The organism is Serratia sp. JSRIV001, assembly GCF_019968745.1.
GTDB lineage: Bacteria > Pseudomonadota > Gammaproteobacteria > Enterobacterales > Enterobacteriaceae > Chania > Chania fonticola_B.
In genome coordinates, this window is the sequence record NZ_CP074147.1 from 334,466 (window position 1) to 359,951 (window position 25,486).

20 protein-coding genes and 1 riboswitch are annotated in these 25,486 nt (G+C 55.3%); of the genes, 11 read left to right on the plus strand and 9 right to left on the minus strand.

What is annotated here, in order from left to right; translation table 11 throughout:
* Positions 1-326 precede the first annotated feature (326 nt).
* From rplJ to shiA, 5 genes are all read left to right on the plus strand, one after another.
* Complete coding sequence (gene rplJ / locus KGP17_RS01465; RefSeq protein ID WP_021808069.1) at positions 327-824, plus strand: 50S ribosomal protein L10; 498 nt, start codon at positions 327-329, stop codon at positions 822-824.
* Between the two features lie 65 nt (positions 825-889).
* On the plus strand, positions 890-1,255 hold the full coding sequence (gene rplL, locus KGP17_RS01470) for a 50S ribosomal protein L7/L12 (RefSeq protein WP_021182158.1): 366 nt from the start codon (positions 890-892) through the stop codon (positions 1,253-1,255).
* 332 nt (positions 1,256-1,587) lie between these two features.
* Entirely contained in the window at positions 1,588-5,616 is a 4,029-nt protein-coding gene (rpoB, locus tag KGP17_RS01475; protein WP_223498734.1) for a DNA-directed RNA polymerase subunit beta, read from the plus strand.
* Between the two features lie 118 nt (positions 5,617-5,734).
* Complete coding sequence (rpoC, locus tag KGP17_RS01480; RefSeq protein WP_021808068.1) at positions 5,735-9,958, plus strand: DNA-directed RNA polymerase subunit beta'; 4,224 nt, start codon at positions 5,735-5,737, stop codon at positions 9,956-9,958.
* A gap of 109 nt (positions 9,959-10,067) precedes the next feature.
* Positions 10,068-11,414, plus strand: coding sequence for a shikimate transporter (gene shiA / locus KGP17_RS01485; protein WP_223498735.1), 1,347 nt, complete (start codon positions 10,068-10,070; stop codon positions 11,412-11,414).
* Positions 11,415-11,592: 178 nt separating this feature from the next.
* On the opposite strand, the gene thiH is transcribed toward shiA, so the two are convergent.
* The 7 genes from thiH to KGP17_RS01520 all read right to left on the minus strand — a co-directional run bounded on the left by thiH (position 11,593) and on the right by KGP17_RS01520 (position 17,922).
* The gene (gene thiH / locus KGP17_RS01490) at positions 11,593-12,756 is read right to left on the minus strand and encodes a 2-iminoacetate synthase ThiH (protein WP_223498736.1); all 1,164 of its coding nucleotides are present in this window, start codon (positions 12,754-12,756) and stop codon (positions 11,593-11,595) included.
* Positions 12,756-13,535, minus strand: coding sequence for a thiazole synthase (locus KGP17_RS01495; protein WP_059199056.1), 780 nt, complete (start codon positions 13,533-13,535; stop codon positions 12,756-12,758). Before KGP17_RS01495 ends, thiH begins: the two co-directional genes overlap by 1 nt.
* A gap of 1 nt (position 13,536) precedes the next feature.
* Positions 13,537-13,737, minus strand: a complete 201-nt coding sequence (gene thiS, locus KGP17_RS01500) for a sulfur carrier protein ThiS (protein WP_021808064.1) — start codon at positions 13,735-13,737, stop codon at positions 13,537-13,539.
* Positions 13,734-14,483 carry a HesA/MoeB/ThiF family protein gene (locus KGP17_RS01505; protein ID WP_071682781.1) on the minus strand — a complete coding sequence of 250 codons (750 nt, stop codon included), beginning with the start codon at positions 14,481-14,483 and terminating at the stop codon, positions 13,734-13,736. The genes thiS and KGP17_RS01505 overlap by 4 nt, the downstream gene beginning before the upstream one ends.
* Positions 14,473-15,126, minus strand: coding sequence for a thiamine phosphate synthase (gene thiE / locus KGP17_RS01510; RefSeq protein WP_059199054.1), 654 nt, complete (start codon positions 15,124-15,126; stop codon positions 14,473-14,475). The genes KGP17_RS01505 and thiE overlap by 11 nt, the downstream gene beginning before the upstream one ends.
* Positions 15,119-17,062 (minus strand): phosphomethylpyrimidine synthase ThiC, encoded by a 1,944-nt coding sequence (gene thiC / locus KGP17_RS01515; RefSeq protein ID WP_223498737.1) that lies wholly within the window; start codon positions 17,060-17,062, stop codon positions 15,119-15,121. The genes thiE and thiC overlap by 8 nt, the downstream gene beginning before the upstream one ends.
* Positions 17,063-17,179: 117 nt before the next feature.
* A riboswitch (TPP riboswitch) is annotated at positions 17,180-17,302 on the minus strand.
* 104 nt (positions 17,303-17,406) lie between these two features.
* Positions 17,407-17,922, minus strand: coding sequence for an Rsd/AlgQ family anti-sigma factor (locus KGP17_RS01520; protein ID WP_021808060.1), 516 nt, complete (start codon positions 17,920-17,922; stop codon positions 17,407-17,409).
* A gap of 101 nt (positions 17,923-18,023) precedes the next feature.
* On the opposite strand from KGP17_RS01520, the gene nudC reads away from it, so the two are divergent.
* The 6 genes from nudC to KGP17_RS01550 all read left to right on the plus strand — a co-directional run bounded on the left by nudC (position 18,024) and on the right by KGP17_RS01550 (position 22,406).
* A complete protein-coding gene (gene nudC, locus KGP17_RS01525; protein ID WP_059201909.1) occupies positions 18,024-18,791 on the plus strand; it encodes an NAD(+) diphosphatase in 768 nt (255 codons plus the stop codon).
* A gap of 37 nt (positions 18,792-18,828) precedes the next feature.
* A complete protein-coding gene (hemE, locus tag KGP17_RS01530; protein WP_166733896.1) occupies positions 18,829-19,893 on the plus strand; it encodes a uroporphyrinogen decarboxylase in 1,065 nt (354 codons plus the stop codon).
* A gap of 16 nt (positions 19,894-19,909) precedes the next feature.
* The gene (gene nfi, locus KGP17_RS01535) at positions 19,910-20,593 is read left to right on the plus strand and encodes a deoxyribonuclease V (protein WP_166733897.1); all 684 of its coding nucleotides are present in this window, start codon (positions 19,910-19,912) and stop codon (positions 20,591-20,593) included.
* A gap of 51 nt (positions 20,594-20,644) precedes the next feature.
* A complete protein-coding gene (locus KGP17_RS01540) occupies positions 20,645-21,235 on the plus strand; it encodes a YjaG family protein (RefSeq protein ID WP_021808056.1) in 591 nt (196 codons plus the stop codon).
* Positions 21,236-21,424: 189 nt separating this feature from the next.
* Entirely contained in the window at positions 21,425-21,700 is a 276-nt protein-coding gene (gene hupA / locus KGP17_RS01545; protein ID WP_021182173.1) for a nucleoid-associated protein HU-alpha, read from the plus strand.
* Between the two features lie 67 nt (positions 21,701-21,767).
* Positions 21,768-22,406, plus strand: a complete 639-nt coding sequence (locus KGP17_RS01550; protein WP_021808055.1) for a DUF1481 domain-containing protein — start codon at positions 21,768-21,770, stop codon at positions 22,404-22,406.
* A gap of 50 nt (positions 22,407-22,456) precedes the next feature.
* On the opposite strand, the gene purD is transcribed toward KGP17_RS01550, so the two are convergent.
* Positions 22,457-23,740: a phosphoribosylamine--glycine ligase gene (gene purD / locus KGP17_RS01555; RefSeq protein WP_209530483.1), complete on the minus strand. Its 1,284-nt coding sequence runs from the start codon at positions 23,738-23,740 to the stop codon at positions 22,457-22,459.
* A gap of 48 nt (positions 23,741-23,788) precedes the next feature.
* Positions 23,789-25,378: a bifunctional phosphoribosylaminoimidazolecarboxamide formyltransferase/IMP cyclohydrolase gene (gene purH / locus KGP17_RS01560; protein ID WP_179249379.1), complete on the minus strand. Its 1,590-nt coding sequence runs from the start codon at positions 25,376-25,378 to the stop codon at positions 23,789-23,791.
* Positions 25,379-25,486: the final 108 nt, after the last annotated feature.

The window sequence follows — 25,486 nt, forward strand, 5'->3', positions numbered from 1 at the left end:
CTGGTGATTAATCGCTTTGACTTGGGGGTGGAATTCATCTAGAATCTTATCCCCCAAGGTTCTGCTACGTGCGGAACAACAGATTTTTCGGTTGGAGCCTGGCCTATCCAGGCCTCCGTCCAAGACCGCAGGTGTGCCGCAAGGCACTTAATCCTTCCTGCGTAGACGGTGACAGAGCCTAAAGAAATTTTTTCTTTTTTAAAAAGAATGGTCTTTGCTGGATTCTGCTCACCGTGTTAAGCCGCTCAACGGCGCGTGTTCGCACAAGCTGTTGAGTGAAGTGAGTTCCGGGGATTTCCCCGGCTAAATCCAGGAGCAAAAAGCTAATGGCATTAAATCTTCAAGACAAACAAGCGATTGTTGCTGAAGTCAACGAAGTAGCCAAAGGCGCGCTGTCTGCGGTAGTTGCGGATTCTCGTGGCGTTACCGTTGATAAAATGACTGAACTGCGTAAAGCAGGTCGTGAAGCTGGCGTTTACATGCGTGTTGTTCGCAACACCTTGATGCGTCGCGTAGTTGAAGGCACTCCGTTCGAATGCCTGAAAGACACGTTTGTCGGTCCAACCTTGATTGCATTCTCTACTGAACACCCGGGCGCTGCTGCTCGTCTGTTCAAAGAGTTCGCGAAAGCGAATGCAAAATTTGAGGTTAAAGCTGCGGCCTTTGAAGGTGAGCTGATCCCTGCGGCACAAATCGACCGCTTGGCAACGCTGCCTACTTACGAAGAAGCAATCGCACGCCTGATGGCAACCATGAAAGAAGCCGCTGCCGGCAAATTGGTTCGCACTCTGGCTGCAGTACGCGATCAGAAAGAAGCGGCATAAGCCTTTCTCTTTCTTAGCCTTTGCTTACGTATTTAAACTATTTCTGAATTTTAGGAACTTTTGTTATGTCTATCACTAAAGACCAAATTATCGAAGGCGTTGCAGCCCTGTCTGTAATGGAAATCGTTGAACTGATCGCCGCTATGGAAGAGAAGTTCGGTGTTTCTGCTGCTGCTGTAGCTGCAGGTCCTGCTGCTGCTGTTGAAGCTGCTGAAGAAAAAACTGAATTCGACGTTGTACTGAAAGGTATCGGCGCGAACAAAGTTGCAGTAATCAAAGCAGTACGTGGCGCAACTGGCCTGGGTCTGAAAGAAGCTAAAGACCTGGTTGAGTCTGCACCAGCAGCACTGAAAGAAGGCATCAGCAAAGACGACGCTGAAGCACTGAAAAAAGCTCTGGAAGAAGCTGGCGCTGAAGTTGAAGTTAAATAAGCCACTGCTTTTGGAGTGCAGTCTGTTTTAACTAACAGGCTGATGGCTGGTGACTTTTTGGTCACCAGCCTTTTTGCGCTGTAGGGCGTCAGTAGAGTTTCACACTGTTTGACTACTGGCTAACCCCAATATTTCTTTCTATCGACGACTTAATATACTGCCCTCTGCGCCGCAGCCGAATCTGCCGCCACGGCAATGAAATGATTTAAGCGTGATAGAAACGAGTATTGCGGAAAGTGTTCTCGCTTTCCGGTCAACAAAACGGTGTTGCATGAACCGTCCCCTACCCGGACGGACAATAGGTTCGACTTTCCAGCGAGCTGAGGAACCCTATGGTTTACTCCTATACCGAGAAGAAACGTATTCGTAAGGATTTTGGTAAGCGTCCACAAGTTTTGGACATACCTTATCTCCTTTCTATCCAGCTTGACTCGTTCCAGAAATTTATCGAGCAAGATCCAGAAGGGCAATACGGCTTAGAAGCCGCATTCCGTTCTGTTTTCCCGATCCAGAGCTACAGTGGCAATTCGGAGCTGCAATACGTTAGCTACCGTCTTGGTGAGCCGGTGTTTGACGTTAAAGAGTGCCAGATCCGTGGTGTGACGTACTCTGCACCGCTGCGCGTAAAACTGCGCCTGGTCATCTACGAACGTGAAGCACCAGAAGGTACGGTCAAAGACATCAAGGAACAAGAAGTCTATATGGGCGAAATTCCGCTCATGACCGAAAACGGTACCTTTGTCATTAACGGTACTGAGAGGGTTATCGTATCCCAGCTGCATCGTAGTCCTGGTGTGTTCTTCGACAGCGATAAGGGCAAAACCCACTCCTCGGGCAAAGTGCTGTATAACGCACGTATCATCCCTTACCGTGGCTCATGGCTGGATTTCGAGTTTGACCCGAAAGACAACCTGTTCGTGCGTATCGACCGTCGCCGCAAACTGCCTGCGACCATTATTCTGCGCGCGCTGAACTACACCACTGAGCAGATCCTTGACCTGTTCTTTGAGAAAATTGTTTTCGAGATCCGTGATAACAAGCTGCAGATGGAGCTGGTTCCAGAGCGTCTGCGTGGTGAAACTGCGTCCTTCGATATCGAAGCCAACGGTAAGATCTACGTTGAGAAAGCACGCCGTATCACCGCTCGTCATATCCGTCAGCTCGAAAAAGACGAAATTCGCAGCATTGAAGTACCGGTTGAGTACATCGCGGGCAAAGTGGTCGCGAAGGACTATATCGATACCAATACCGGCGAATTGATCTGTGCAGCCAACATGGAGCTGTCACTGGATCTGTTGGCCAAGCTGAGCCAGTCAGGCCACAAGCGTATCGAAACGCTGTTCACCAACGATCTGGACCACGGTGCGTACATCTCTGAAACCGTACGTGTCGACCCAACCAGCGATCGTCTGAGCGCTCTGGTAGAAATCTACCGCATGATGCGCCCTGGTGAGCCACCAACGCGTGAAGCGGCGGAAAGCCTGTTCGAGAACCTGTTCTTCTCTGAAGACCGCTACGATCTGTCTGCGGTTGGCCGGATGAAGTTCAACCGTTCTCTGCTGCGTGACGAGATCGAAGGTTCGGGCATCCTGAGCAAAGACGACATCATCGAAGTGATGAAGAAGCTCATCGATATCCGTAACGGTAAAGGCGAAGTGGACGATATCGACCACTTGGGCAACCGTCGTATCCGTTCCGTTGGCGAAATGGCCGAGAACCAGTTCCGTGTCGGTCTGGTACGTGTTGAGCGTGCGGTGAAAGAACGTCTGTCCCTGGGCGATCTGGATACCCTGATGCCTCAGGACATGATCAACGCCAAGCCAATTTCGGCGGCGGTGAAAGAGTTCTTCGGTTCAAGCCAGCTGTCCCAGTTTATGGACCAGAACAACCCGTTGTCCGAGATCACGCACAAACGTCGTATCTCTGCATTGGGCCCAGGCGGTCTGACCCGTGAACGTGCCGGCTTTGAAGTTCGAGACGTACACCCGACTCACTACGGTCGCGTGTGCCCAATCGAAACGCCGGAAGGTCCAAACATCGGTCTGATCAACTCCTTGTCCGTGTACGCACAGACCAACGAGTATGGCTTCCTGGAAACCCCGTACCGCCGCGTGCGTGACGGCGTGGTGACCGATGAAATCAACTATCTGTCTGCTATTGAAGAAGGCAACTTCGTTATCGCTCAGGCGAACTCCAACCTGGACGAAGAAGGCCGCTTTGAAGAAGACCTGGTTACCTGTCGTAGCAAAGGCGAATCAAGCCTGTTTAGCCGCGACCAGGTTGACTATATGGACGTATCAACCCAGCAGGTTGTCTCCGTTGGTGCTTCACTGATCCCATTCCTGGAACACGATGACGCCAACCGTGCATTGATGGGTGCGAACATGCAACGTCAAGCGGTGCCAACCCTGCGTGCTGACAAGCCGCTGGTAGGTACCGGTATGGAACGTGCCGTAGCGGTTGACTCCGGTGTTACTGCCGTAGCCAAACGTGGTGGTGTGATCCAGTACGTGGATGCTTCCCGTATCGTTATCAAAGTTAACGAAGACGAGATGTACCCGGGCGAAGCAGGTATCGATATTTATAACCTGACCAAGTACACCCGTTCTAACCAGAACACCTGTATCAACCAGATGCCTTGTGTGAATCTGGGTGAGCCAATCGAGCGCGGCGACGTGCTGGCAGATGGCCCGTCTACAGACCTGGGTGAACTGGCATTGGGTCAGAACATGCGCGTCGCGTTCATGCCTTGGAACGGCTACAACTTCGAAGACTCCATCTTGGTCTCCGAACGTGTAGTACAGGAAGATCGCTTCACCACCATCCACATCCAGGAACTGGCTTGCGTGTCTCGCGACACCAAACTGGGGCCGGAAGAGATCACCGCCGACATCCCTAACGTGGGTGAAGCAGCGCTCTCCAAGCTGGATGAGTCCGGTATCGTGTATATCGGTGCAGAAGTGACCGGTGGCGACATTCTGGTTGGTAAGGTAACGCCGAAAGGTGAAACCCAGCTGACGCCAGAAGAGAAGCTGCTGCGTGCGATCTTCGGTGAGAAAGCGTCTGACGTTAAAGACTCTTCTCTGCGCGTACCAAACGGCGTTTCCGGTACGGTTATCGACGTGCAGGTCTTTACCCGCGATGGCGTGGACAAAGACAAACGTGCGTTGGAAATCGAAGAGATGCAGCTGAAGCAGGCGAAGAAAGACCTGACTGAAGAACTGCAGATCCTGGAAGCTGGCCTGTTCGCTCGTATCCATGCGGTACTGGTTTCTGGTGGTATCGAAGCCGAGAAGCTGAGCAAACTGCCACGCGATCGCTGGTTGGAACTGGGCCTGACCGACGAAGACAAGCAAAACCAGCTGGAGCAGCTGGCAGAGCAGTACGACGAACTGAAATCCGACTTCGAGAAGAAGCTGGATGCCAAGCGTCGTAAGATCACCCAAGGCGACGATCTGGCACCAGGCGTGCTGAAAATCGTCAAGGTGTATCTGGCCGTTAAGCGTCAGATCCAACCGGGTGACAAGATGGCAGGCCGTCACGGTAACAAGGGTGTTATCTCCAAGATCAACCCGATCGAAGATATGCCTTACGATGAAAACGGTACGCCGGTTGACATCGTTCTGAACCCGCTGGGCGTTCCATCGCGTATGAACATCGGTCAGATCCTGGAAACTCACCTGGGTATGGCGGCGAAAGGCATTGGTGAGAAGATCAACCAAATGCTCAAGCAGCACCAGGAAGTGGCCAAGCTGCGTGAATTCATCCAGAAGGCTTACGATCTGGGTGACGGCGTTTGCCAGAAAGTTGACCTGAACACCTTCACCGACGACGAAGTCTTGCGTCTGGCAGAGAACCTGAAAAAAGGTATGCCGATCGCAACCCCAGTCTTCGATGGTGCGAAAGAGTCAGAAATCAAGCAACTGCTGGAAATGGGCGGTATCCCGACTTCAGGTCAGATTACGCTGTTTGATGGCCGTACCGGCGAGCAGTTCGAGCGCCAGGTAACCGTCGGCTATATGTACATGCTGAAACTGAACCACTTGGTTGACGATAAGATGCACGCGCGTTCTACCGGTTCTTACAGCTTGGTTACTCAGCAGCCGCTGGGTGGTAAGGCGCAATTCGGTGGTCAGCGCTTCGGTGAGATGGAAGTGTGGGCGCTGGAAGCATACGGCGCAGCTTACACCTTGCAGGAAATGCTTACCGTTAAGTCGGATGACGTCAACGGCCGTACCAAGATGTACAAAAACATCGTGGATGGCGATCACCGTATGGAACCAGGCATGCCGGAGTCCTTCAACGTACTGTTGAAAGAAATCCGCTCGCTGGGTATCAACATCGAACTGGAAGGCGACTAATCGCTATTCCAGCTCTGGCTCCCGACCTTAGGGAGCCAGAGGGTGGTTGTTCAGGTCACACGGGCGCACGATTTGTCAGCGTGCTCCCAACAGGTTTAACTCCGACAGGAGCCAATCCGTGAAAGACTTATTAAAGTTTCTGAAAGCGCAAACTAAGACCGAAGAGTTTGATGCGATCAAGATTGCTCTGGCATCGCCAGACATGATCCGTTCATGGTCGTTCGGTGAAGTTAAAAAGCCGGAAACCATTAACTACCGTACGTTCAAACCTGAGCGTGACGGCCTTTTCTGCGCCCGTATCTTTGGGCCGGTAAAAGATTACGAGTGCCTGTGCGGTAAGTACAAGCGCTTGAAACACCGCGGCGTGATCTGTGAGAAGTGCGGCGTTGAAGTGACCCAGACCAAAGTACGCCGTGAGCGTATGGGCCACATCGAACTGGCTTCCCCAACTGCGCACATCTGGTTCCTGAAATCGCTGCCTTCGCGCATCGGTTTGCTGCTGGATATGCCGCTGCGTGACATCGAACGTGTACTGTACTTCGAATCCTACGTGGTAGTCGAAGGCGGTATGACCAACCTCGAGCGTCGTCAGATCCTGACTGAAGAGCAGTATCTGGATGCGCTGGAAGAGTTTGGTGACGAATTCGACGCCAAGATGGGTGCGGAAGCTATTCAGGCCCTGTTGAAAAACATGGATCTGGAAGCCGAGTGTGAGCAGCTGCGTGAAGAGCTGAACGAAACCAACTCCGAAACCAAGCGTAAGAAGCTGACCAAGCGTATCAAGCTGCTGGAAGCGTTCGTGCAATCTGGTAACAAGCCAGAGTGGATGATCCTGACCGTGCTGCCGGTACTGCCGCCAGATCTGCGTCCATTGGTTCCACTGGATGGTGGCCGTTTCGCGACTTCAGATCTGAACGATCTGTACCGCCGCGTGATCAACCGTAACAACCGTCTGAAACGCCTGCTGGATCTGGCTGCGCCTGACATCATCGTGCGCAACGAAAAGCGTATGCTGCAAGAAGCGGTAGATGCCCTGCTGGATAACGGCCGTCGCGGTCGTGCTATCACCGGTTCCAACAAGCGTCCTCTGAAATCTTTGGCCGACATGATCAAAGGTAAGCAGGGTCGTTTCCGTCAGAACCTGTTGGGTAAACGTGTTGACTACTCTGGTCGTTCTGTTATCACCGTAGGTCCATACCTGCGTCTGCATCAGTGCGGTCTGCCGAAGAAAATGGCACTGGAGCTGTTCAAACCGTTCATCTACGGCAAGCTGGAACTGCGTGGCCTGGCCACAACGATCAAAGCCGCCAAGAAAATGGTTGAGCGCGAAGAAGCTGTCGTTTGGGATATCCTGGACGAAGTGATCCGCGAACACCCGGTACTGCTGAACCGTGCACCAACCCTGCACCGTTTGGGTATCCAGGCGTTTGAACCGGTTCTGATCGAAGGTAAAGCGATCCAGCTGCACCCGCTGGTTTGTGCGGCCTACAACGCCGACTTCGATGGTGACCAGATGGCTGTTCACGTACCGTTGACGCTGGAAGCCCAGCTGGAAGCGCGTGCGTTGATGATGTCTACCAACAACATCCTGTCACCAGCGAACGGCGAGCCAATCATCGTTCCTTCTCAGGACGTTGTATTGGGTCTGTACTATATGACTCGTGACTGTGTTAACGCCAAAGGCGAAGGCATGGTTCTGACGGGTCCTAAAGAAGCTGAACGCGTTTACCGCGCTGGTCTGGCCTCTCTGCATGCACGCGTAAAAGTGCGTATTACAGAAGAGATCAAGAATACCGAAGGTGAATCTGTTCACCAGACTTCGATTATTGATACCACCATCGGTCGCGCCATCCTGTGGATGATCGTACCGCAAGGTCTGCCTTACTCGATCGTTAACCAGCCTCTGGGCAAGAAAGCGATCTCCAAGATGCTGAACACCTGTTACCGCATCCTGGGCCTGAAGCCGACCGTAATCTTCGCTGACCAGATCATGTACACCGGTTTTGCTTACGCTGCCCGTTCAGGCGCATCCGTAGGTATCGATGACATGGTTATCCCAGCCAAGAAAGCAGAGATCATCGAAGAAGCGGAAACCGAAGTTGCCGAGATCCAGGAGCAGTTCCAGTCTGGTCTGGTTACCGCGGGCGAACGCTACAACAAAGTGATCGATATCTGGGCTGCGGCGAACGAACGTGTTGCTAAAGCGATGATGGAAAACCTGTCGGTTGAAGACGTGGTTAACCGTGACGGCGTGGTGGAACAACAAGTTTCCTTCAACAGCATCTTTATGATGGCCGACTCCGGTGCTCGTGGTTCTGCCGCTCAGATCCGTCAGTTGGCGGGTATGCGTGGCCTGATGGCCAAGCCAGATGGCTCCATCATCGAAACGCCAATCACAGCGAACTTCCGTGAAGGTCTGAACGTACTCCAGTACTTCATCTCCACGCACGGTGCTCGTAAAGGCTTGGCGGATACCGCACTGAAAACGGCAAACTCCGGTTATCTGACCCGTCGTCTGGTTGACGTGGCGCAGGACCTGGTAGTGACCGAAGACGACTGTGGTACTCACAACGGCATCATGATGACTCCGGTTATCGAAGGTGGTGACGTTAAAGAGCCACTGCGTGAACGCGTTCTGGGTCGTGTGACCGCTGAAGATGTCATCAAGCCGGGTACGGCTGACATCCTGGTGCCACGTAACACCCTGCTGAACGAGAAGACCTGTGACCTGTTGGAAGAGAACTCTGTCGACAGCGTTAAAGTCCGTTCCGTAGTTAGCTGTGAAACCGACTTTGGCGTGTGCGCCAACTGCTATGGTCGCGACCTGGCACGTGGCCACATCATCAACAAAGGTGAAGCTATCGGCGTTATCGCGGCCCAGTCCATCGGTGAGCCGGGTACACAGCTGACGATGCGTACGTTCCACATCGGTGGTGCGGCATCTCGTGCGGCAGCAGAATCCAGCATCCAGGTGAAGAACAAAGGTAACCTGAAGCTGAGCAACGTGAAGTTCGTTATGAACGCCTCAGGCAAGCTGGTCATTACCTCGCGTAATACCGAACTGAAGCTGATCGACGAATTCGGCCGTACCAAAGAAAGCTACAAAGTGCCTTACGGTGCCGTAATGGGCAAAGGTGATGGTGCAGAAGTTAACGGCGGCGAAACCGTTGCTAACTGGGATCCACACACCATGCCGGTTGTGACCGAGGTGAGCGGTTTCATTCGCTTCGCCGATATGGTTGACGGCCAGACCATTACTCGCCAGACCGACGAACTGACCGGTTTGTCTTCTCTGGTGGTACTGGACAGCGCAGAACGTACCGGTAGCGGTAAAGACCTGCGTCCGGCACTGAAAATCGTTGATGCCAAAGGCGACGACGTATTGATCCCAGGTACTGATATGCCTGCTCAATACTTCCTGCCGGGTAAAGCGATTGTGCAGCTGGAAGACGGCATTCAGATCGGTGCGGGTGATACCCTGGCGCGTATTCCTCAGGAATCCGGCGGTACCAAGGATATTACCGGTGGTCTGCCACGCGTTGCGGATCTGTTCGAAGCACGTCGTCCGAAAGAGCCGGCAATCCTGGCTGAAATCAGCGGGATTATCTCGTTCGGTAAAGAGACCAAAGGCAAACGTCGCCTGGTAATCTCTCCACTGGACGGCAGCGACGCTTACGAAGAGATGATCCCTAAATGGCGTCAGCTCAACGTGTTCGAAGGTGAAATTGTGGAACGTGGTGACGTTGTTTCTGACGGCCCAGAATCTCCACATGACATTCTGCGTCTGCGTGGTGTGCATGCTGTTACCCGCTACATCACCAACGAAGTGCAGGAAGTTTACCGTCTGCAAGGCGTTAAGATTAACGATAAACACATCGAAGTTATCGTTCGTCAGATGCTGCGTAAAGGGACCATCGTTAGCGCTGGTAGCACCGAGTTCCTGGAAGGCGAACAGGCTGAAGTATCACGCGTCAAGATTGCTAACCGTAAACTTGCTGCTGAAGGCAAGATCGAAGCAACCTTCTCACGCGATCTGCTGGGTATCACCAAGGCTTCCTTGGCGACCGAGTCCTTCATCTCTGCTGCATCGTTCCAGGAAACGACGCGCGTTCTCACCGAAGCGGCTGTTGCCGGTAAGCGTGATGAACTGCGCGGCCTGAAAGAGAACGTGATCGTGGGCCGTCTGATCCCAGCCGGTACCGGTTACGCTTATCATCAGGATCGTATGCGCCGTAAGGCTCTGGGTGAAACTCCGGTTGTTCCGCTGGTGAGTGCGGAAGAAGCGACAGCCAACCTGGCCGAATTGCTCAACGCTGGCAACCTGGGTGGCAGTGACGAATAAGTCACCTGATCCCTGACTGTACGTTTTGCAGTGAATGACTAAAGCCCTGGCTATCCTAGCCGGGGCTTTTTGTTGTACAGTGCTGTAAAGTTAAAATAACGGAACAGGCATGGACACCTCAACTTCAGTCAGTGGCAGCAGCGCTGCCAACAGCGAAATAACCTCACCAACCCAGTACTCTCAAAGCCGGGCGCGGCGTGCCGCCTGGGGAAGCTTTGTTGGCGCCGTAGTCGATTGGTACGACTTCCTGCTGTACGGAATAGTTGCCGCTTTAGTCTTTAACACTGAGTTTTTCCCGCAGGTCAGCCCAACGATGGGCACGCTGGCCGCCTTTGGCACCTTTGGCGTCGGTTTTCTGTTTCGCCCGCTAGGTGGCATGGTATTCGGGCACTTTGGCGATAAGCTGGGCCGTAAGCGCATGCTGATGATCACCGTCTGGATGATGGGGATCTCTACGGCGTTGATTGGCCTGTTGCCCTCTTTCGATTCAGTCGGCTGGTGGGCCCCGGTGATGCTGGTACTGCTACGAGCGGTGCAAGGGTTTGCCGTGGGCGGCGAATGGGGCGGTGCAGCCTTGCTGGCGGTAGAAAGCGCGCCGAAGAAGAGAAAAGCCTTTTACAGCAGCGGCGTACAGATTGGTTTTGGCGTCGGGTTGCTGTTGGCTACCGGCTCGGTTTCCCTGGTCAGCCATTTCACCAGCAATGCGGACTTTATTAGCTGGGGCTGGCGTTTGCCGTTCCTGTTCAGCCTGGTGCTGGTCGCCATTGCCTGGTGGATCCGTAACGGCATGGACGAGTCGCAGGAGTTTGAAGCCAATAAAACGCTGCACGAACGGGCCGAGAAAATCCGCAAGTTCCCAATCTTTGAGGCACTGCGCCAGAATCCCAAAGCCTTCTTGTTGATCATTGCCCTACGCTTTGGCGAACTGCTGACGATGTATATCGTCACGGCCTTTGCCATGAACTACTCGACCACCCATCTTGGCCTGTCACGGGATCTGTTCCTGAATATCGGCTTGTTGGTGGGAGCGGTGAGCTGTGTCTCGATCCCTTGCTTTGCCTATTTGGCCGATAGCTTTGGCAGACGGCGGATCTACGTGACGGGAGCATTGATTGGTGTTGCCAGCACGGTACCGTTTTTCATGGCGCTCGAGAGCCGTAATACGGTGATGATTATCTTCTTTGCCATCATGCTGGGAAATATGGCGCACGACATGCTGGTCAGCGTGCAGCAGCCGATGTTTACCGAACTGTTCGGCACGGCATACCGTTATAGCGGTGCTGGAGTGGGTTATCAGGTCGCCAGCGTGGTCGGCGGGGGCTTCACGCCGTTTATTGCCGTGTTGCTGGTGGAGTTGATGGACGGCTCCTGGCATCTGGTTGCTGCCTATCTGGCGCTGGGATGTTTGCTTTCGGCCATTGTAGGTCTGCGTATGAAACCCCAGACGGCCGAATAAAGCAGAGGAACCGGAAGCGTGCGGCCAGTCCCCGCACGCTCCGGCGTTTGGTAAGCAAGGTTATCAAGAGGGGGAGATAACCTTGGTTGGCTTAGGAACGCTTGCCAACACCGCCACTATAACCAGGCCATTTTTCCCTGCCAGCTTGCCTTGGCGGCTTTGCGCAGTGTTTCCAGACCTATTGGCTTGATGGTGTAACCGTTGCAGGCAGTTGCGTAGCGCGTCCCAGATAATCATCCCAATCTTTCCACACCGGCTGTAGCCCCGCGGCACCGATTGCCTGTGCCACCTGCTGCGGCGTTCGGCTGTCGTGCGGTTCGAACTGTTCCAGCTCTGGCGGCACATCGTCGGCATAACCACCCGGCTGGGTTTTGGAACCGGCACTGACGCTGTTGATGGCTACCGGGATCATATGGTCGCGGAAGAAGGCCGACTCTCGTGTAGATAATGAAAGCTCCACGTCAGGAGCGAATAACCGGAAAGCACAGATCAACTGTACCAGTTGCGGTTCACTCATGATCGAGGCCGGCTCAATACCCCCGGCACAGGGCCGCAGGCGAGGGAACGAGATCGAGTAACGGCTCTGCCAGTAAGTCTGTTGCAGGTAAAACAGATGCTCTGCCAGCAGATAGCAGTCCGTGCGCCAACTGCTGGAAAGCCCAATCAGCGCCCCTAGCCCGATCTTGTCGATCCCGGCGCGCCCCAGACGATCCGGTGTACTCAACCGCCAATGAAAATCCTGTTTCTGGCCACGCAGATGGTGCTGCTGATAGGTCGCGGGATGATAGGTTTCCTGATAGACCAACACACCGTCCAGCCCAAGGGTTTTCAGCTCGGCGTAGTCTTGTTGTGCCAGAGGTTGCACCTCCATCATCAGCGAACTGAAATGATGGCGAATGGCGGGCAGATGCTGGCGGAAATAATCCATGCCGACTTTGCGCTGATGTTCTCCGGTCACCAGCAGCAGGTGCTCAAATCCTAATGCTTTGATAGCCGCGCATTCCCGTTCGATCTCTGCCGCATCCAGCGTTTTGCGCTTGAGGTGGTTACTCATCGAAAAGCCGCAGTAGGTACAATCGTTGGCACACAGGTTAGAAAGATATAACGGCACATAGAAGCTCACCACGTTACCGAAACGCTGGCGGGTGAGCTGCTGTGCTCGTTGCGCCAGGGGCTCCAGATAGGGAGCGGCGGCAGGGGAGATAAGCGCCATAAAATCCTCCCGCGTCAGCTTGGGGCTATTCAGTGCCTGCTCAACGTCACGCGCCGTTTTGCTGTTAATACGCAGCGTCAGGTCATCCCAATCCCACCCGAGCAGGCGCTCGCTAAAATCACTGGCCATCAGCGTGTCTCCTCTGAATGACTGAGGAACGCCGTCAGCGGGCTGGATGCGGCGGCGATAGACTGGCGGCTGCCTAGCCCTGAGTTGCGTGCTAACTCTCCGGCCTCCAGTGCCAGCCGGAAAGCACGGGCCATTTGCACCGGATCCCGCGCCACGGCGATGGCGGTATTGACCAGTACCGCATCGGCTCCCAGTTCTATCGCCTCTAACGCATGGCTTGGGGCACCGATCCCGGCATCAATGACTACCGGCACTTTGGCCTGTTCAATAATGATCTCAAGGAAATCACGGGTCAGTAAGCCACGGTTAGAACCGATCGGCGCGCCGAGTGGCATCACGGCGGCACAACCCGCTTCTTCCAGCCGCTTACACAGTACCGGATCGGCACCGCAGTAAGGCAGCACCACAAAGCCCTGTTTGACCAGGGTTTCCGCCGCCTTGAGCGTTTCGATCGGATCTGGCAGCAGGTACTTCACCTCTGGGTGAATTTCCAGTTTGACCCAGTGAGTCCCCAGAGCTTCACGCGCCAGGCGGGCGGCAAACACCGCCTCATCTGCCGTTTTTGCCCCTGAAGTGTTGGGGAGTAATTTCACGCCCAACCGTTGTAGCGGTGCCAGAATGGCGTCATTCCCGCCGCGCAGGTCGACGCGTTTCATCGCCATAGTGACCAGTTGTGAGCCGGAGGCTTGTAGCGCAGCCAGCATTAACTCGGGCGTGGCGAATTTCCCCGTGCCGGTAAACAGGCGTGAGGTAAAGGTGGTATCGGCGATTTGCAGCATGTCAGCCTCCGGCAATCGCTTGAAACAGCAAGATGTCATCACCGTCCTGCACCTGACGGGTGGCCCAGTCGCTGCGTGGAATGATGACCTGGTTGATCGCCAATGCGCTGCCTGGCTGGTGGCGTTCCAGCCGTTCGAGCAATGCGCCAATGCTTAACGGCTGCTCCAGCTCTAGCGGTTGATCGTTGAGGGTGATCTTCATGCTGGCTCTCCGCAGAGGGGGCAGGTACTGGCTTTGCTCAATTGCAGGGTGCTCCAGCTTTGCTGCTTACCGTCGAACAGGCGCAGCTTGCCGCTAAGGGAGGAGGGTAACCCAGCCAGCATTTTTATCGCTTCCAGCGCCTGCAGCGTTCCGATCACACCGACGACCGGGCCGAGCACACCCGCCGTGCGGCAGTTGCGCTGCGGTTCGGTTTGTTCCGGGTAGAGGCAGGCATAGCAGCCGTGGGCATACGGCGGCTCGATAACCAGCAACTGGCCGCTGAACCCTACCGCGCTGCCGCTGATCAACGGCACGCTGGCTTGGATGCAGGCGGCATTCACCGCATGACGGGTGGCCATGTTGTCGCTGCAATCGAGCACCAGATCGGCACGGGCGACCGCATCGCTCAGCGTAGCCCCTTGCAGGCGTTGCTCCAGCGCGATCGACTCCACCAGAGGGTTCAGTGCTTGCAAGTGGTGCTTTGCCAACTGAGCCTTGTTGGCGGCGATATCACCAGTGCGGTACAGAATTTGCCGTTGCAGATTGGTGAGGTGTAGCTGGTCATCATCGGCCAACAGCAAGATACCAACGCCAGCGGCAGCGAGATATAGCGCCGCCGGAGAGCCTAATCCCCCCAACCCGACGATCAGCACCGTGGCTTGTTTCAGCTTTTCCTGCCCCTCGGGACCGACATCTTCCAGCAGTAGCTGCCGGCTGTAGCGCAAGAACTCTTGGTCATTGAGCATCGCGCGACTCCTTGCCTTCAATCAGTTGCAGCAGCGTTGCCGTAGCGGCGCGCCAGTCTGGTGCCTGGGTGATGGCGCTGACCACCGCCACGCTGCCAACCCCGCAAGCCAGCACGGCGGGGACGCGCTCGATGCTGATCCCGCCAATGGCTACGGTTGGATACTGCTGTAATCCGGCGACGTGGCGTTGCAACTCGGCCAAACCTTGCGGTTCAGAGGGCATCTCCTTGGTTTGCGTTGGGAAGATATGTCCCAGTGCGATATAGGAAGGTTTGACGGCGATCGCCCGCGCCAGCTCGGCATCGTCATGGGTGGAAACGCCCAAGCGCAATCCTGCACGATGGATAGCTGCTAGATCGGTGGTGTCCAAATCTTCCTGCCCCAGGTGGACGCCGTAGGCATCATGCTTAATCGCCAACCGCCAATAATCATTGATAAACAGCCGGGCCTGATAGCGCTTGCCAAGAGCGATGGCGGCGGCAATGTCCGCCTCCACTTGCTCGTCTGGCAGATCTTTGATGCGTAGTTGGATGGTGGTAACGCCTGCCTCCAGCAGGCGGGCGATCCATTCAACGCTGTCGACAACCGGGTATAAACCCAGCCTGTGCGGTGTTGCAGGGAAGGGAGAGGTGAGGTTAGTCATTATTTATCTCCTCCTGCAAATTGGCCGCGCTGTGGTAGAGCTCGCTGCCGCGTGAGCGGAATTCAGCCGACATTTTCTCCATCCCGGTCAGTTGCACTTTGATCGGCTTGGCGGCTTCCTGTGCGGCAGCATAGTCACGCACTTCCTGGGAGATTTTCATGGAGCAGAACTTCGGCCCACACATGGAGCAGAAGTGGGCGATCTTGCCGGATTCTTGCGGCAGCGTTTCGTCGTGATAGGCGCGGGCGGTTTGTGGATCCAGCGCCAGGTTGAACTGATCTTCCCAACGGAACTCAAAGCGCGCCTTGGACATGGCGTTATCGCGGATCTGTGCGCCCGGATGGCCTTTTGCCAAGTCGGCGGCGTGAGCGGCGATCTTGTAAGTGATCAGCCCCTGTTTCACGTCTTCTTTGTTAGGCAGCCCCAGATGTTCCTTCGGCGTCACGTAGCAAAGCATCGCACAGCCGAACCAGCCGATCATTGCCGCGCCGATCCCAGAGGTGAAATGGTCGTAACCCGGTGCGATATCGGTGGTCAATGGCCCCAGCGTGTAGAACGGTGCTTCATGGCAATGTTCCAGCTCCTCGGTCATGTTGCGGCGGATCATCTGCATCGGCACGTGGCCTGGGCCTTCGATCATCACCTGTACGTCATATTCCCAGGCAATCTTGGTCAGTTCACCCAGCGTATGCAGTTCAGCGAATTGTGCTTCGTCATTGGCATCCTGGATCGAGCCTGGACGCAGGCCGTCGCCGAGTGACAGCGAGACATCGTAAGCGGCGCAAATTTCGCAGATCTCGCGGAAGTGCTGATAGAGGAAGTTTTCCTGATGATGCGACAGGCACCACTTCGCCATGATCGAGCCGCCACGGGAGACAATGCCGGTCAGGCGTTTGGCGGTCATCGGCACATAGCGCAGCAACACCCCGGCGTGAATGGTGAAGTAATCGACGCCTTGCTCAGCCTGTTCCAGCAGGGTATCGCGGAACATTTCCCAGGTCAGGTTCTCCGCTACGCCGTTCACTTTTTCCAGCGCCTGATAGATCGGCACCGTACCAATCGGCACCGGGCTGTTACGCAGGATCCATTCACGGGTTTCGTGGATATAACGGCCCGTGGAGAGATCCATCACGGTGTCAGCGCCCCAGCGGGTTGACCACACCAGCTTCTCGACCTCCTCTTCGATCGAAGAGGTGACCGCCGAGTTGCCGATATTGGCATTCACCTTCACCAGGAAATTACGACCAATAATCATCGGCTCGGATTCCGGGTGGTTGATGTTGGCGGGGATGATGGCGCGGCCAGCGGCCACTTCCTGGCGCACAAATTCCGGCGTGATATTTTCCGGTAGATTGGCGCCCCAGCTTTGGCCGGGATGCTGGTGGCGCAGCACTTCACCACGAATGCGCTCACGGCCCATATTTTCGCGAATGGCGATAAATTCCATCTCTGGGGTGACAATACCGGCGCGAGCGTAATGCAATTGCGTAACGCATTTACCCGGCAGGGCTTTGCGGGGCAGCGGCAGGTGCTCAAAGCGCAGATGGTCTAACCCAACATCCGCCAGTCGTTGTTGGGTGAAGCCGGAACTGACGCCGCTTAACGCTTCGGTATCGGCACGTTCGGCGATCCAGTTCGCTCGTACCTTGGCCAAGCCACGATGTACGTCGATCAACGCTTGCGGATCGCCATACGGACCTGCGGTGTCATACACCGGAATGGCTTCGTTCTGTTCATATTGGGGCTGGTCTTTGTTGCCGCCAATCAGCGTCGGGCTGAGCTGGATCTCACGCATGGGTACCTGAATATCGCTGCGCGACCCTGCGAGATAGATCCGCTGTGAGTTAGGGAAGGTAACGCCTTGCAGAGAGTCGATAAAATCTTGCGCTTGGTCACGCTGCTGTTTACGGGCACGAGGTTGGTTCACGGTAGACATAGCAAATTCCTATCAGTGTAGTGATGTGTGGAAAATTGCTTGTCTGGAGCTCGGAGGGAGTAATGATGGTAGCCGGTAAGGCAGGCACAGCCCCTGGCGGGAGCATCTTGCCTATGGCGATAGATTACTCTTGTTCCCTTCGCGGGTATTAACCCGATCAGGTTCCGCGGATCCCGAATTAACGGTCTCAGCCTGGCCAATTTAATGAAAAATCAGCGCTAGGCACTCCGACAAGAGCCCTCAGTATAAGAGGGTAAACAAAAACTACAAGCCATCCCCCATCATCTTTCAGGCCGTAGCGTTGTTGGCTGCCTAGCTACGGCTTGAAATCTATGGGGGGATAATTAGGCTGGATGAGACATAGATTCAGTGTTCGTGGGGCCCGGTTGGCCCTGCTGCCAGGTTTCTGCCGCCAGCTGGATCAACTGATCTTCCAAGGCGAAACGTGATGCCAGGGCTTCGCCGATATCTGACAGCGCCTGATTGAGTTCTTCACACACGTCCTGATCGATAACGACTTCGGTGTAGCGGTCGTGGAACGCCATCACGGCTTCGGTATTGGCCTGTAATTTTGGGTAGAACTTGGTGGCTAGCGCCATTTTGGGGCTGGCGGATCCTTCCACTTGTTTGATAATTTTGTCATAAATGTGAAAATGCCCGGCAGAGAGATAATCCACCAGATTCTGGCAAAAGTTCTCCAGCGCTTTTTCATTGAGCGGCGTATGCTTTTCTTTGTTGGGTTTAATGCCGACTAAACTGCAGTAGGCCACCAGTAGCTGTTTGCGTGCCTGCAACCATTGATCGACTAATTCGTTACTGCCACCAACGCGCTGAGTCAGGCTTTCCAATCGGTTGAGCATGGTTGACTCCGTGTGTAAGAGAAAGAAAAAGTGGTAAGTTAATAAAATGTAACAAAGAGCATTCCTAGATTGCCAGTGAAGCAGAGGTTGTGCAACAACATATGGAACTTGCATTAACGGGTAACGAAAATGGCTGGTGGATCGTCAGCCATGAAAGCAAAATTTGGTTACCAAACGGTGAATTGCCGTTTGGTTCTGCCGCATTATTTTCCTTGCAAGGCCGACCGGCTCGTCAAATTGGCGAATGGGAGGGGGCACCGGTCTGGCTGGTGCGCCAGCCGATGCCGAAAGAGATGGGATCGGTGCGGCAACTGCTCAGTCTCGATCGCGGCCTGTTCCAACTGGCCGGGCGCGGCGTACAGCTGGCCGACTTTTATCGCTCGCACCGGTTCTGTGGCTACTGCGGTCATGAGATGCACCTTAGCCGCACCGAAAGCGCTTGTCTGTGCGACAACTGCCGCGAACGCTATTACCCGCAGATTGCCCCTTGCGTCATTGTCGCTATCCGCCGCAATGATGAGATCCTGCTGGCACAGCATGTGCGCCACCGTGGGGGGATCCATACCGTGCTGGCGGGGTTTGTGGAGGTGGGGGAAACCCTGGAGCAGGCCGTAGCGCGCGAGGTGATGGAAGAAAGTAATATCGCCATTACCAACCTGCGTTACGTGACTTCGCAACCCTGGCCGTTCCCTCATTCGCTGATGATGGCGTTTATGGCCGAGTATCAGGGCGGTGAACTGCGCCACGATCCGAAAGAGTTGCTCAATGCGGGCTGGTATCGCTATGACCAACTGCCGCTGCTGCCACCGCCTGGTACCGTGGCGCGCCGCCTGATCGAGGACACCGTGGCGCTGTGTCGGGCAGAATAAGGTACAATGGCGGCAGATAATCAAGGGAGCCCAAGAAATGAATGAGTTGAAGAACGATCGCTATCTGCGTGCGCTGCTGCGCCAGCCGGTGGATCTCACCCCTGTATGGATGATGCGCCAGGCCGGTCGTTATTTGCCAGAGTACAAAGCCACCCGTGCTCAGGCCGGGGATTTCATGTCGCTGTGCAAAAATGCCGAACTGGCCTGTGAGGTGACATTACAGCCCCTGCGCCGTTATGCGCTGGACGCCGCCATCCTGTTCTCCGACATTCTCACCATTCCCGATGCCATGGGGCTTGGGCTCTATTTCGAAACCGGGGAAGGTCCGCGTTTTTCTTCGCCAATCACCTGCCGTGCCGACGTAGAGAAGCTGCCTGCATTTGATCCGGAAGACGAGCTGGGCTATGTCATGAACGCGGTGCGTACCATCCGCCGTGAATTGAAGGGTGAAGTGCCACTGATCGGTTTCTCCGGCAGCCCATGGACGTTGGCGACCTATATGGTCGAAGGCGGCAGCAGCAAGGCATTCACCAAGCTGAAGAAAATGATGTACGCCGAGCCGCAGACGCTGCATTTGCTGCTGGATAAGCTGGCGGACAGCGTGATCCTGTATCTCAATGCCCAGATCAAGGCCGGGGCGCAGTCTGTAATGGTATTCGATACCTGGGGCGGCGTGTTGACGGGCCGTGATTATCGCGAATTCTCACTGCACTATATGCATAAAATCGTTGATGGCCTGCTGCGTGAAAATGACGGGCGCCAGGTGCCGGTGACGCTGTTTACCAAAGGCGGCGGCCAGTGGCTGGAAGCAATGGCGGCCACCGGTTGCGATGCGTTGGGCCTGGATTGGACCACCGATATTGCCGATGCGCGCCGCCGTGTGGGCGATAAAGTCGCGCTGCAGGGGAATATGGATCCTTCCATGCTGTATGCCGCACCGGAACGCATCGCACAGGAAGTGGAGACCATTCTGGCTGGTTTTGGTCAGGGCGAAGGCCATGTATTCAACCTTGGCCACGGTATTCATCAAGATGTGCCACCGGAACATGCCGGGGCCTTCGTTGAAGCGGTGCATGCGCTGTCGGCCAAATACCACCGCTAAACCGTAAGGAGACGCTGTGATCGATACTCAGGCTCTGCGCGCCGAACAGCTAAGGCGCGCCGGGGAAGTCATTCGTCACGATGATTTTCTGCAAGACCCTCCGGCGTTTATCGCCGGTGCGGACGTCGGTTTTGAACAAGAAGGCGCGGTAACACGCGCCGCCATTGCTATCCTACGCTATCCTTCACTCGAGCTGGTGGAGTATCAGATCGCCCGTATCAGCACCACCATGCCCTATATCCCCGGATTTCTCTCGTTTCGCGAGTACCCTGCGCTGATCGCCGCCTGGAAGCAACTGCAACAGAAGCCCGACCTAATCTTTGTCGATGGCCATGGCATTTCCCATCCAAGACGCCTGGGGGTTGCCAGCCACTTTGGCCTGCTGGTCAACGTGCCGACCATTGGTGTGGCCAAGAAGCGTTTATGTGGTAAATTTTCCCCGCTGGACGCTACCGTTGGCTCGCTGGCCGCGCTGGAGGACAAGGGCGAACAACTGGGATGGGTATGGCGCAGCAAAGAGCGCTGTAATCCGTTATTTATCGCCACGGGCCATCGCGTGAGCACCGACAGCGCCTTGGCCTGGGTGCAACGCTGCATGGCAGGCTACCGCTTGCCGGAGCCCACGCGTTGGGCCGATGCCATTGCCTCACGCCGTCCGGCCTTTGTACGCTGGTTACAGCAGCATCCAGAGGTGTCGTAATGAGCGATTTCGGGTACACTGCGCGGCAGATAATGAGTAAGAGAGTAGACAATGCTACGTAACCCGATTCATTTACGCCTGGAAAAGCTGGAAAGCTGGCAGCATTTGACCTTTATGGCCTGCCTGTGCGAGCGTATGTACCCGAATTACCAGATGTTCTGCCTGCAGACGGAATTTGGCGACCCGGCCGTTTATCGCCGTATCCTGGACTTGGTCTGGGAAACGCTGGTGGTGAAAGACGCCAAGGTCAACTTTGACAGCCAGCTGGAAAAGTTGGAAGAGGCGATCCCGTCGGCAGAAGATTACGATCTTTATGGCGTTTACCCAGCGATCGATGCCTGCATCGCATTAGGGGAATTGATCCATTCGCGCCTCAGCGGAGAGACGTTGGAGCACGCCATTGCCATCAGCGAAACCTCAATTCGCACCGTGGCGATGTTGGAAATGACCCAGGCTGGCAAAGAAATGACCGACGAAGAGCTGAAAATTCTGCCTGCCGTTGAGGAAGAATGGGACATTCAATGGGAGATTTTCCGCCTGTTGGCCGCCTGTGAAGAGCGCGATCTGGATCTGATCAAAGGGTTACGATCTGACCTGCGAGAGGCCGCGGTGAGTAACATTGGGATAAATTTAACGCAATAAGGCAAGAAAACGTGATTTAACGTCTGATTTGTCGTGCCTTAAGGCTTCACATCCGCACCCTGTCTGGTCTACATTTGGGGGGCGAAAAAAAAGTGGCTATCGGTGCGTGTATGCAGGAGAGTGCTGTCCATCGGCATATCCGTCGCACTCGATGCTTTGCAAACGATAAACACACTGTAAGGATAACTTATGAACAAGACTCAACTGATTGACGTAATCGCAGAGAAGGCTGACCTTTCCAAGGCTCAAGCTAAGCTGGCTCTGGAATCTACCCTGGCTGCCATTACTGAGTCCCTGAAAGAAGGTGATGCAGTACAATTGGTTGGTTTCGGTACTTTCAAGGTAAACCATCGTAGCGAGCGCACTGGCCGCAACCCACAGACTGGTAAAGAAATCAAAATCGCAGCAGCTAACGTGCCTGCGTTCGTTTCTGGCAAAGCACTGAAAGACGCGGTCAAGTCTTAATCGCGTGTTCCAGAAAGGTTTAAACAGGGGGGCGTTGGCGCCCCTTTTGTTTATTCAACGGGCACTCATGGCGGTTACGGTTGTTGCTGCCTTGAGTGCTTGTAGTTTCCGTTCAGCCCCGCCAACCTTTACCGCCAGCGGCTTTGTGGCCGATCAAGGGGTAATGCGGGTGTGGCGGATAGATGACGGCCAGCAGCGGCCAGTGGTGCTGTTGAGTGTCTACAGCCCTTATCGCGGGCCGGGTACCGTCACAACGTTGTATGAATATCAACGCGGCGTGTTGTACCAAATCAAACGCAACGATGCGGATGGCGATCGCGACTCTATTCAACTGCGTTTCACCGCCAACGGTACCGTCAGCTTTATGCAGCGCCAACTGGCCACTCAGCGCCAGAAACTCTCCAACGATGAAGTTGTGCTCTATCAATATCAGGCACGGCGGATACTGGAATTGAGCGATGCGCTAAATGCCGGTCGAGTACGGCTGTTACAAGGGCACTGGCAGCAAGGCGCGGTGAAGCTGTGCAACGGCGAAGTCGTGAAGCCGGGTTTGGACCAACAGGCTGAAGAGTGGATCATGCGGCGTGCGGCCAACAGCAGTCAGCCAGTGAACGTAGCCTGGTTGGATGGGCCGGAAGGTCGTGAGCTGTTATTGGTGGCAAATAATGACTTCTGTAGTTGGGAACCCACCAAAGACACCCTTTAGCGCATAAAAAAGGCCCTGCGAACAGAGCCTGCTGGTATCTTAAAGAGTAGTTATTGCTCGCGTGCGATAGCGCGGTAGCCGATATCCTTGCGGCAGAAACTGTCTTGCCACTGAATACCTTCCGCTAGCTGATAGGCTAACTGCTGAGCCTGAGCCACCGTTGTGCCCAAAGCCGTAACGCATAGCACCCGCCCGCCGTTGGTCACGACGTCATTTCCTTGCATACGCGTTCCGGCATGGAACACTTTGCCATTGGCATCTTCTTGCTGAGGCAAGCCGTGGATCACATCCCCTTGGCGATAATCCGCAGGATAGCCGCCAGCCGCCAACACCACGCCGAGAGCAGGGCGTTCATCCCACTCGGAAGTCATCTCATCCAGCTTGCCTTCGGCCCCAGCCAGGCAGAGTTCAACCAGATCGGAGCGCAGGCGCAGCATGATCGGCTGAGTTTCCGGGTCGCCAAAGCGGCAGTTGAATTCGATCACCTTGGGTTGACCATCCTCAGCAATCATCAGGCCAGCGTACAGGAAGCCGACATAGGTGTTGCCTTCAGCCGCCATGCCGCGCACGGTTGGCCAGATCACCTGGTCCATTACGCGCTGGTGGATTTCATCCGTCACCACTGGCGCTGGCGAGTAGGCCCCCATGCCGCCGGTATTCGGGCCAGTATCGCCGTCACCGACACGTTTATGATCCTGGCTGGTGGCCATTGGCACCACGTTCTCGCCATCGACCATGACGATAAAGCTGGCTTCTTCGCCTGTCAGGAACTCCTCGATCACGATGCGATGCCCGGCGTCGCCAAACGCATTACCTGCCAGCATATCTTGAATGGCGTCCTCGGCTTCCTGTAACGTCATCGCGACGATCACGCCTTTGCCTGCCGCCAGGCCGTCTGCCTTGATAACAATCGGCGCGCCTTGGCTGCGTACGTAGGCCAAGGCAGGTTCCACTTCGGTAAAGTTCTGGTAGGCAGCGCTTGGGATAGCGTGGCGAGCCAGGAAATCCTTGGTAAAGGCTTTGGAGCCTTCAAGCTGTGCTGCGGCCTGTGACGGGCCAAAGATTTTCAACCCGGCGGCCTTGAAGGCATCTACCACGCCGATCACCAGCGGCGCTTCCGGGCCAACGATGGTCAGATCGATGGCATTATCCTTGGCAAAGGCAACCAGCGCCGGGATATCTGTTGGGGCGATATCGACGTTGGTCAGATTGCTTTCCAATGCGGTACCCGCATTACCCGGGGCCACGTAAACCTTGTCTGCCAATGGCGATTGGGCCGCTTTCCAGGCCAGCGCATGTTCACGCCCGCCGTTGCCAATAATTAAAATATTCATCAGGTGCTCCATAAACGGCGTGGCATTGAGCGCACGCAGCAAAAGGGATTAATGGCGGAAGTGGCGCATGTCGGTGAAGATCATCGCGATGCCGTGTTCGTTGGCTGCTGCAATCACCTCATCATCACGAATCGACCCACCCGGCTGGATCACGCAGGTAATACCAACCGCTGCAGCCGCATCAATGCCGTCACGGAACGGGAAGAAGGCGTCAGACGCCATGGCGGAGCCTTTGACTTCCAGCCCTTCGTCAGCGGCTTTGATCCCGGCGATCTTGGCGGAGTAAACGCGGCTCATCTGCCCGGCGCCTATGCCGATGGTCATGTTGTCGCGCGCATAGACGATGGCGTTGGATTTGACGAACTTGGCCACTTTCCAGCAGAACAGCGCATCACGCAGCTCCTGAGCGGTTGGCTGGCGTTCGGATACCACGCGCAAATCGGCTTCGGTCACCATACCCAGATCGCGATCCTGTACTAACAGACCCCCGTTGACGCGTTTAAAGTCCAGCCCTGCGACGCGATGTTGCCATTGGCCACACGCCAGCACGCGTACGTTCTGTTTCGCCGCCAGCAGAGTGCGGGCATCTGCACTGATGCTTGGCGCAATGATGACTTCAACAAACTGACGGCTGATGATCGCCTGTGCCGTTTTGGCGTCCAGTTCACGGTTAAAGGCAATAATGCCGCCAAAGGCCGAGGTTGGATCGGTTTGGTAGGCGCGCTCATAGGCGGCAAACAGGTTTTCACCGATTGCGACGCCACAAGGGTTGGCATGCTTGACGATCACGCAGGCCGGCTCGGCAAACTCTTTCACACATTCCAGCGCCGCATCGGTATCGGCGATGTTGTTGTAGGAAAGCGCTTTACCCTGTAACTGGTCGGCGGTGGCCACGGAGGCCTCTTGCACATTCTCTTCTATATAGAAGGCGGCCTGCTGGTGGCTGTTTTCACCGTAGCGCATATCCTGCTTCTTGATGTAGTTCAGGTTCAACGTACGTGGGAAGCGGCCGGAAGGTTGTTCGGTTTCACCGTGATAGGCTGGCACCAGGGTACCAAAGTAGTTGGCGATCATGCTGTCATAGGCGGCGGTATGCTCAAACGCTTTGATCGCCAGGTCGAAACGGGTTGGGTACAACAGTGAACCGTTGTTGTTATCCATCTCGGTGATCACTGCGGCGTAGTCACTGCTCTTGACCACGATGGCCACGTCTTTATGGTTCTTGGCGGCCGAGCGCACCATGGTTGGGCCACCGATATCGATATTCTCTACGGCGTCTTCCAGCGAGCAATCTGGGCGAGCGACGGTTTGCGCGAAGGGATACAGGTTTACCACAACCATATCGATCGGTTGGATCGCATGTTGGTCCATGATGGCATCATCCTGGCCGCGACGGCCCAGAATGCCACCGTGCACTTTCGGGTGCAGGGTTTTGACTCGTCCGTCCATCATCTCCGGGAAGCCGGTGTAGTCGGAAACTTCGGTAACAGGCAGACCGGCATCGGCCAGCAGGCGGGCAGTGCCTCCGGTGGAGAGTAATTCGACGCCTCTCTGGGAGAGGGCTTCGGCGAATTCAACGATTCCGGCTTTGTCGGACACGCTGAGCAGGGCCCGGCGGATTGGACGAGGTTGTTGCATGGTTTTATCCCTTGGCTTTGAGTCGCAATAAAAGAGCGTTACGTGGATCTCCACCTTGTTGCTTCTTCTATAGAGGGGATTTCTTCCTATATAAAGAAGGACAGGAAC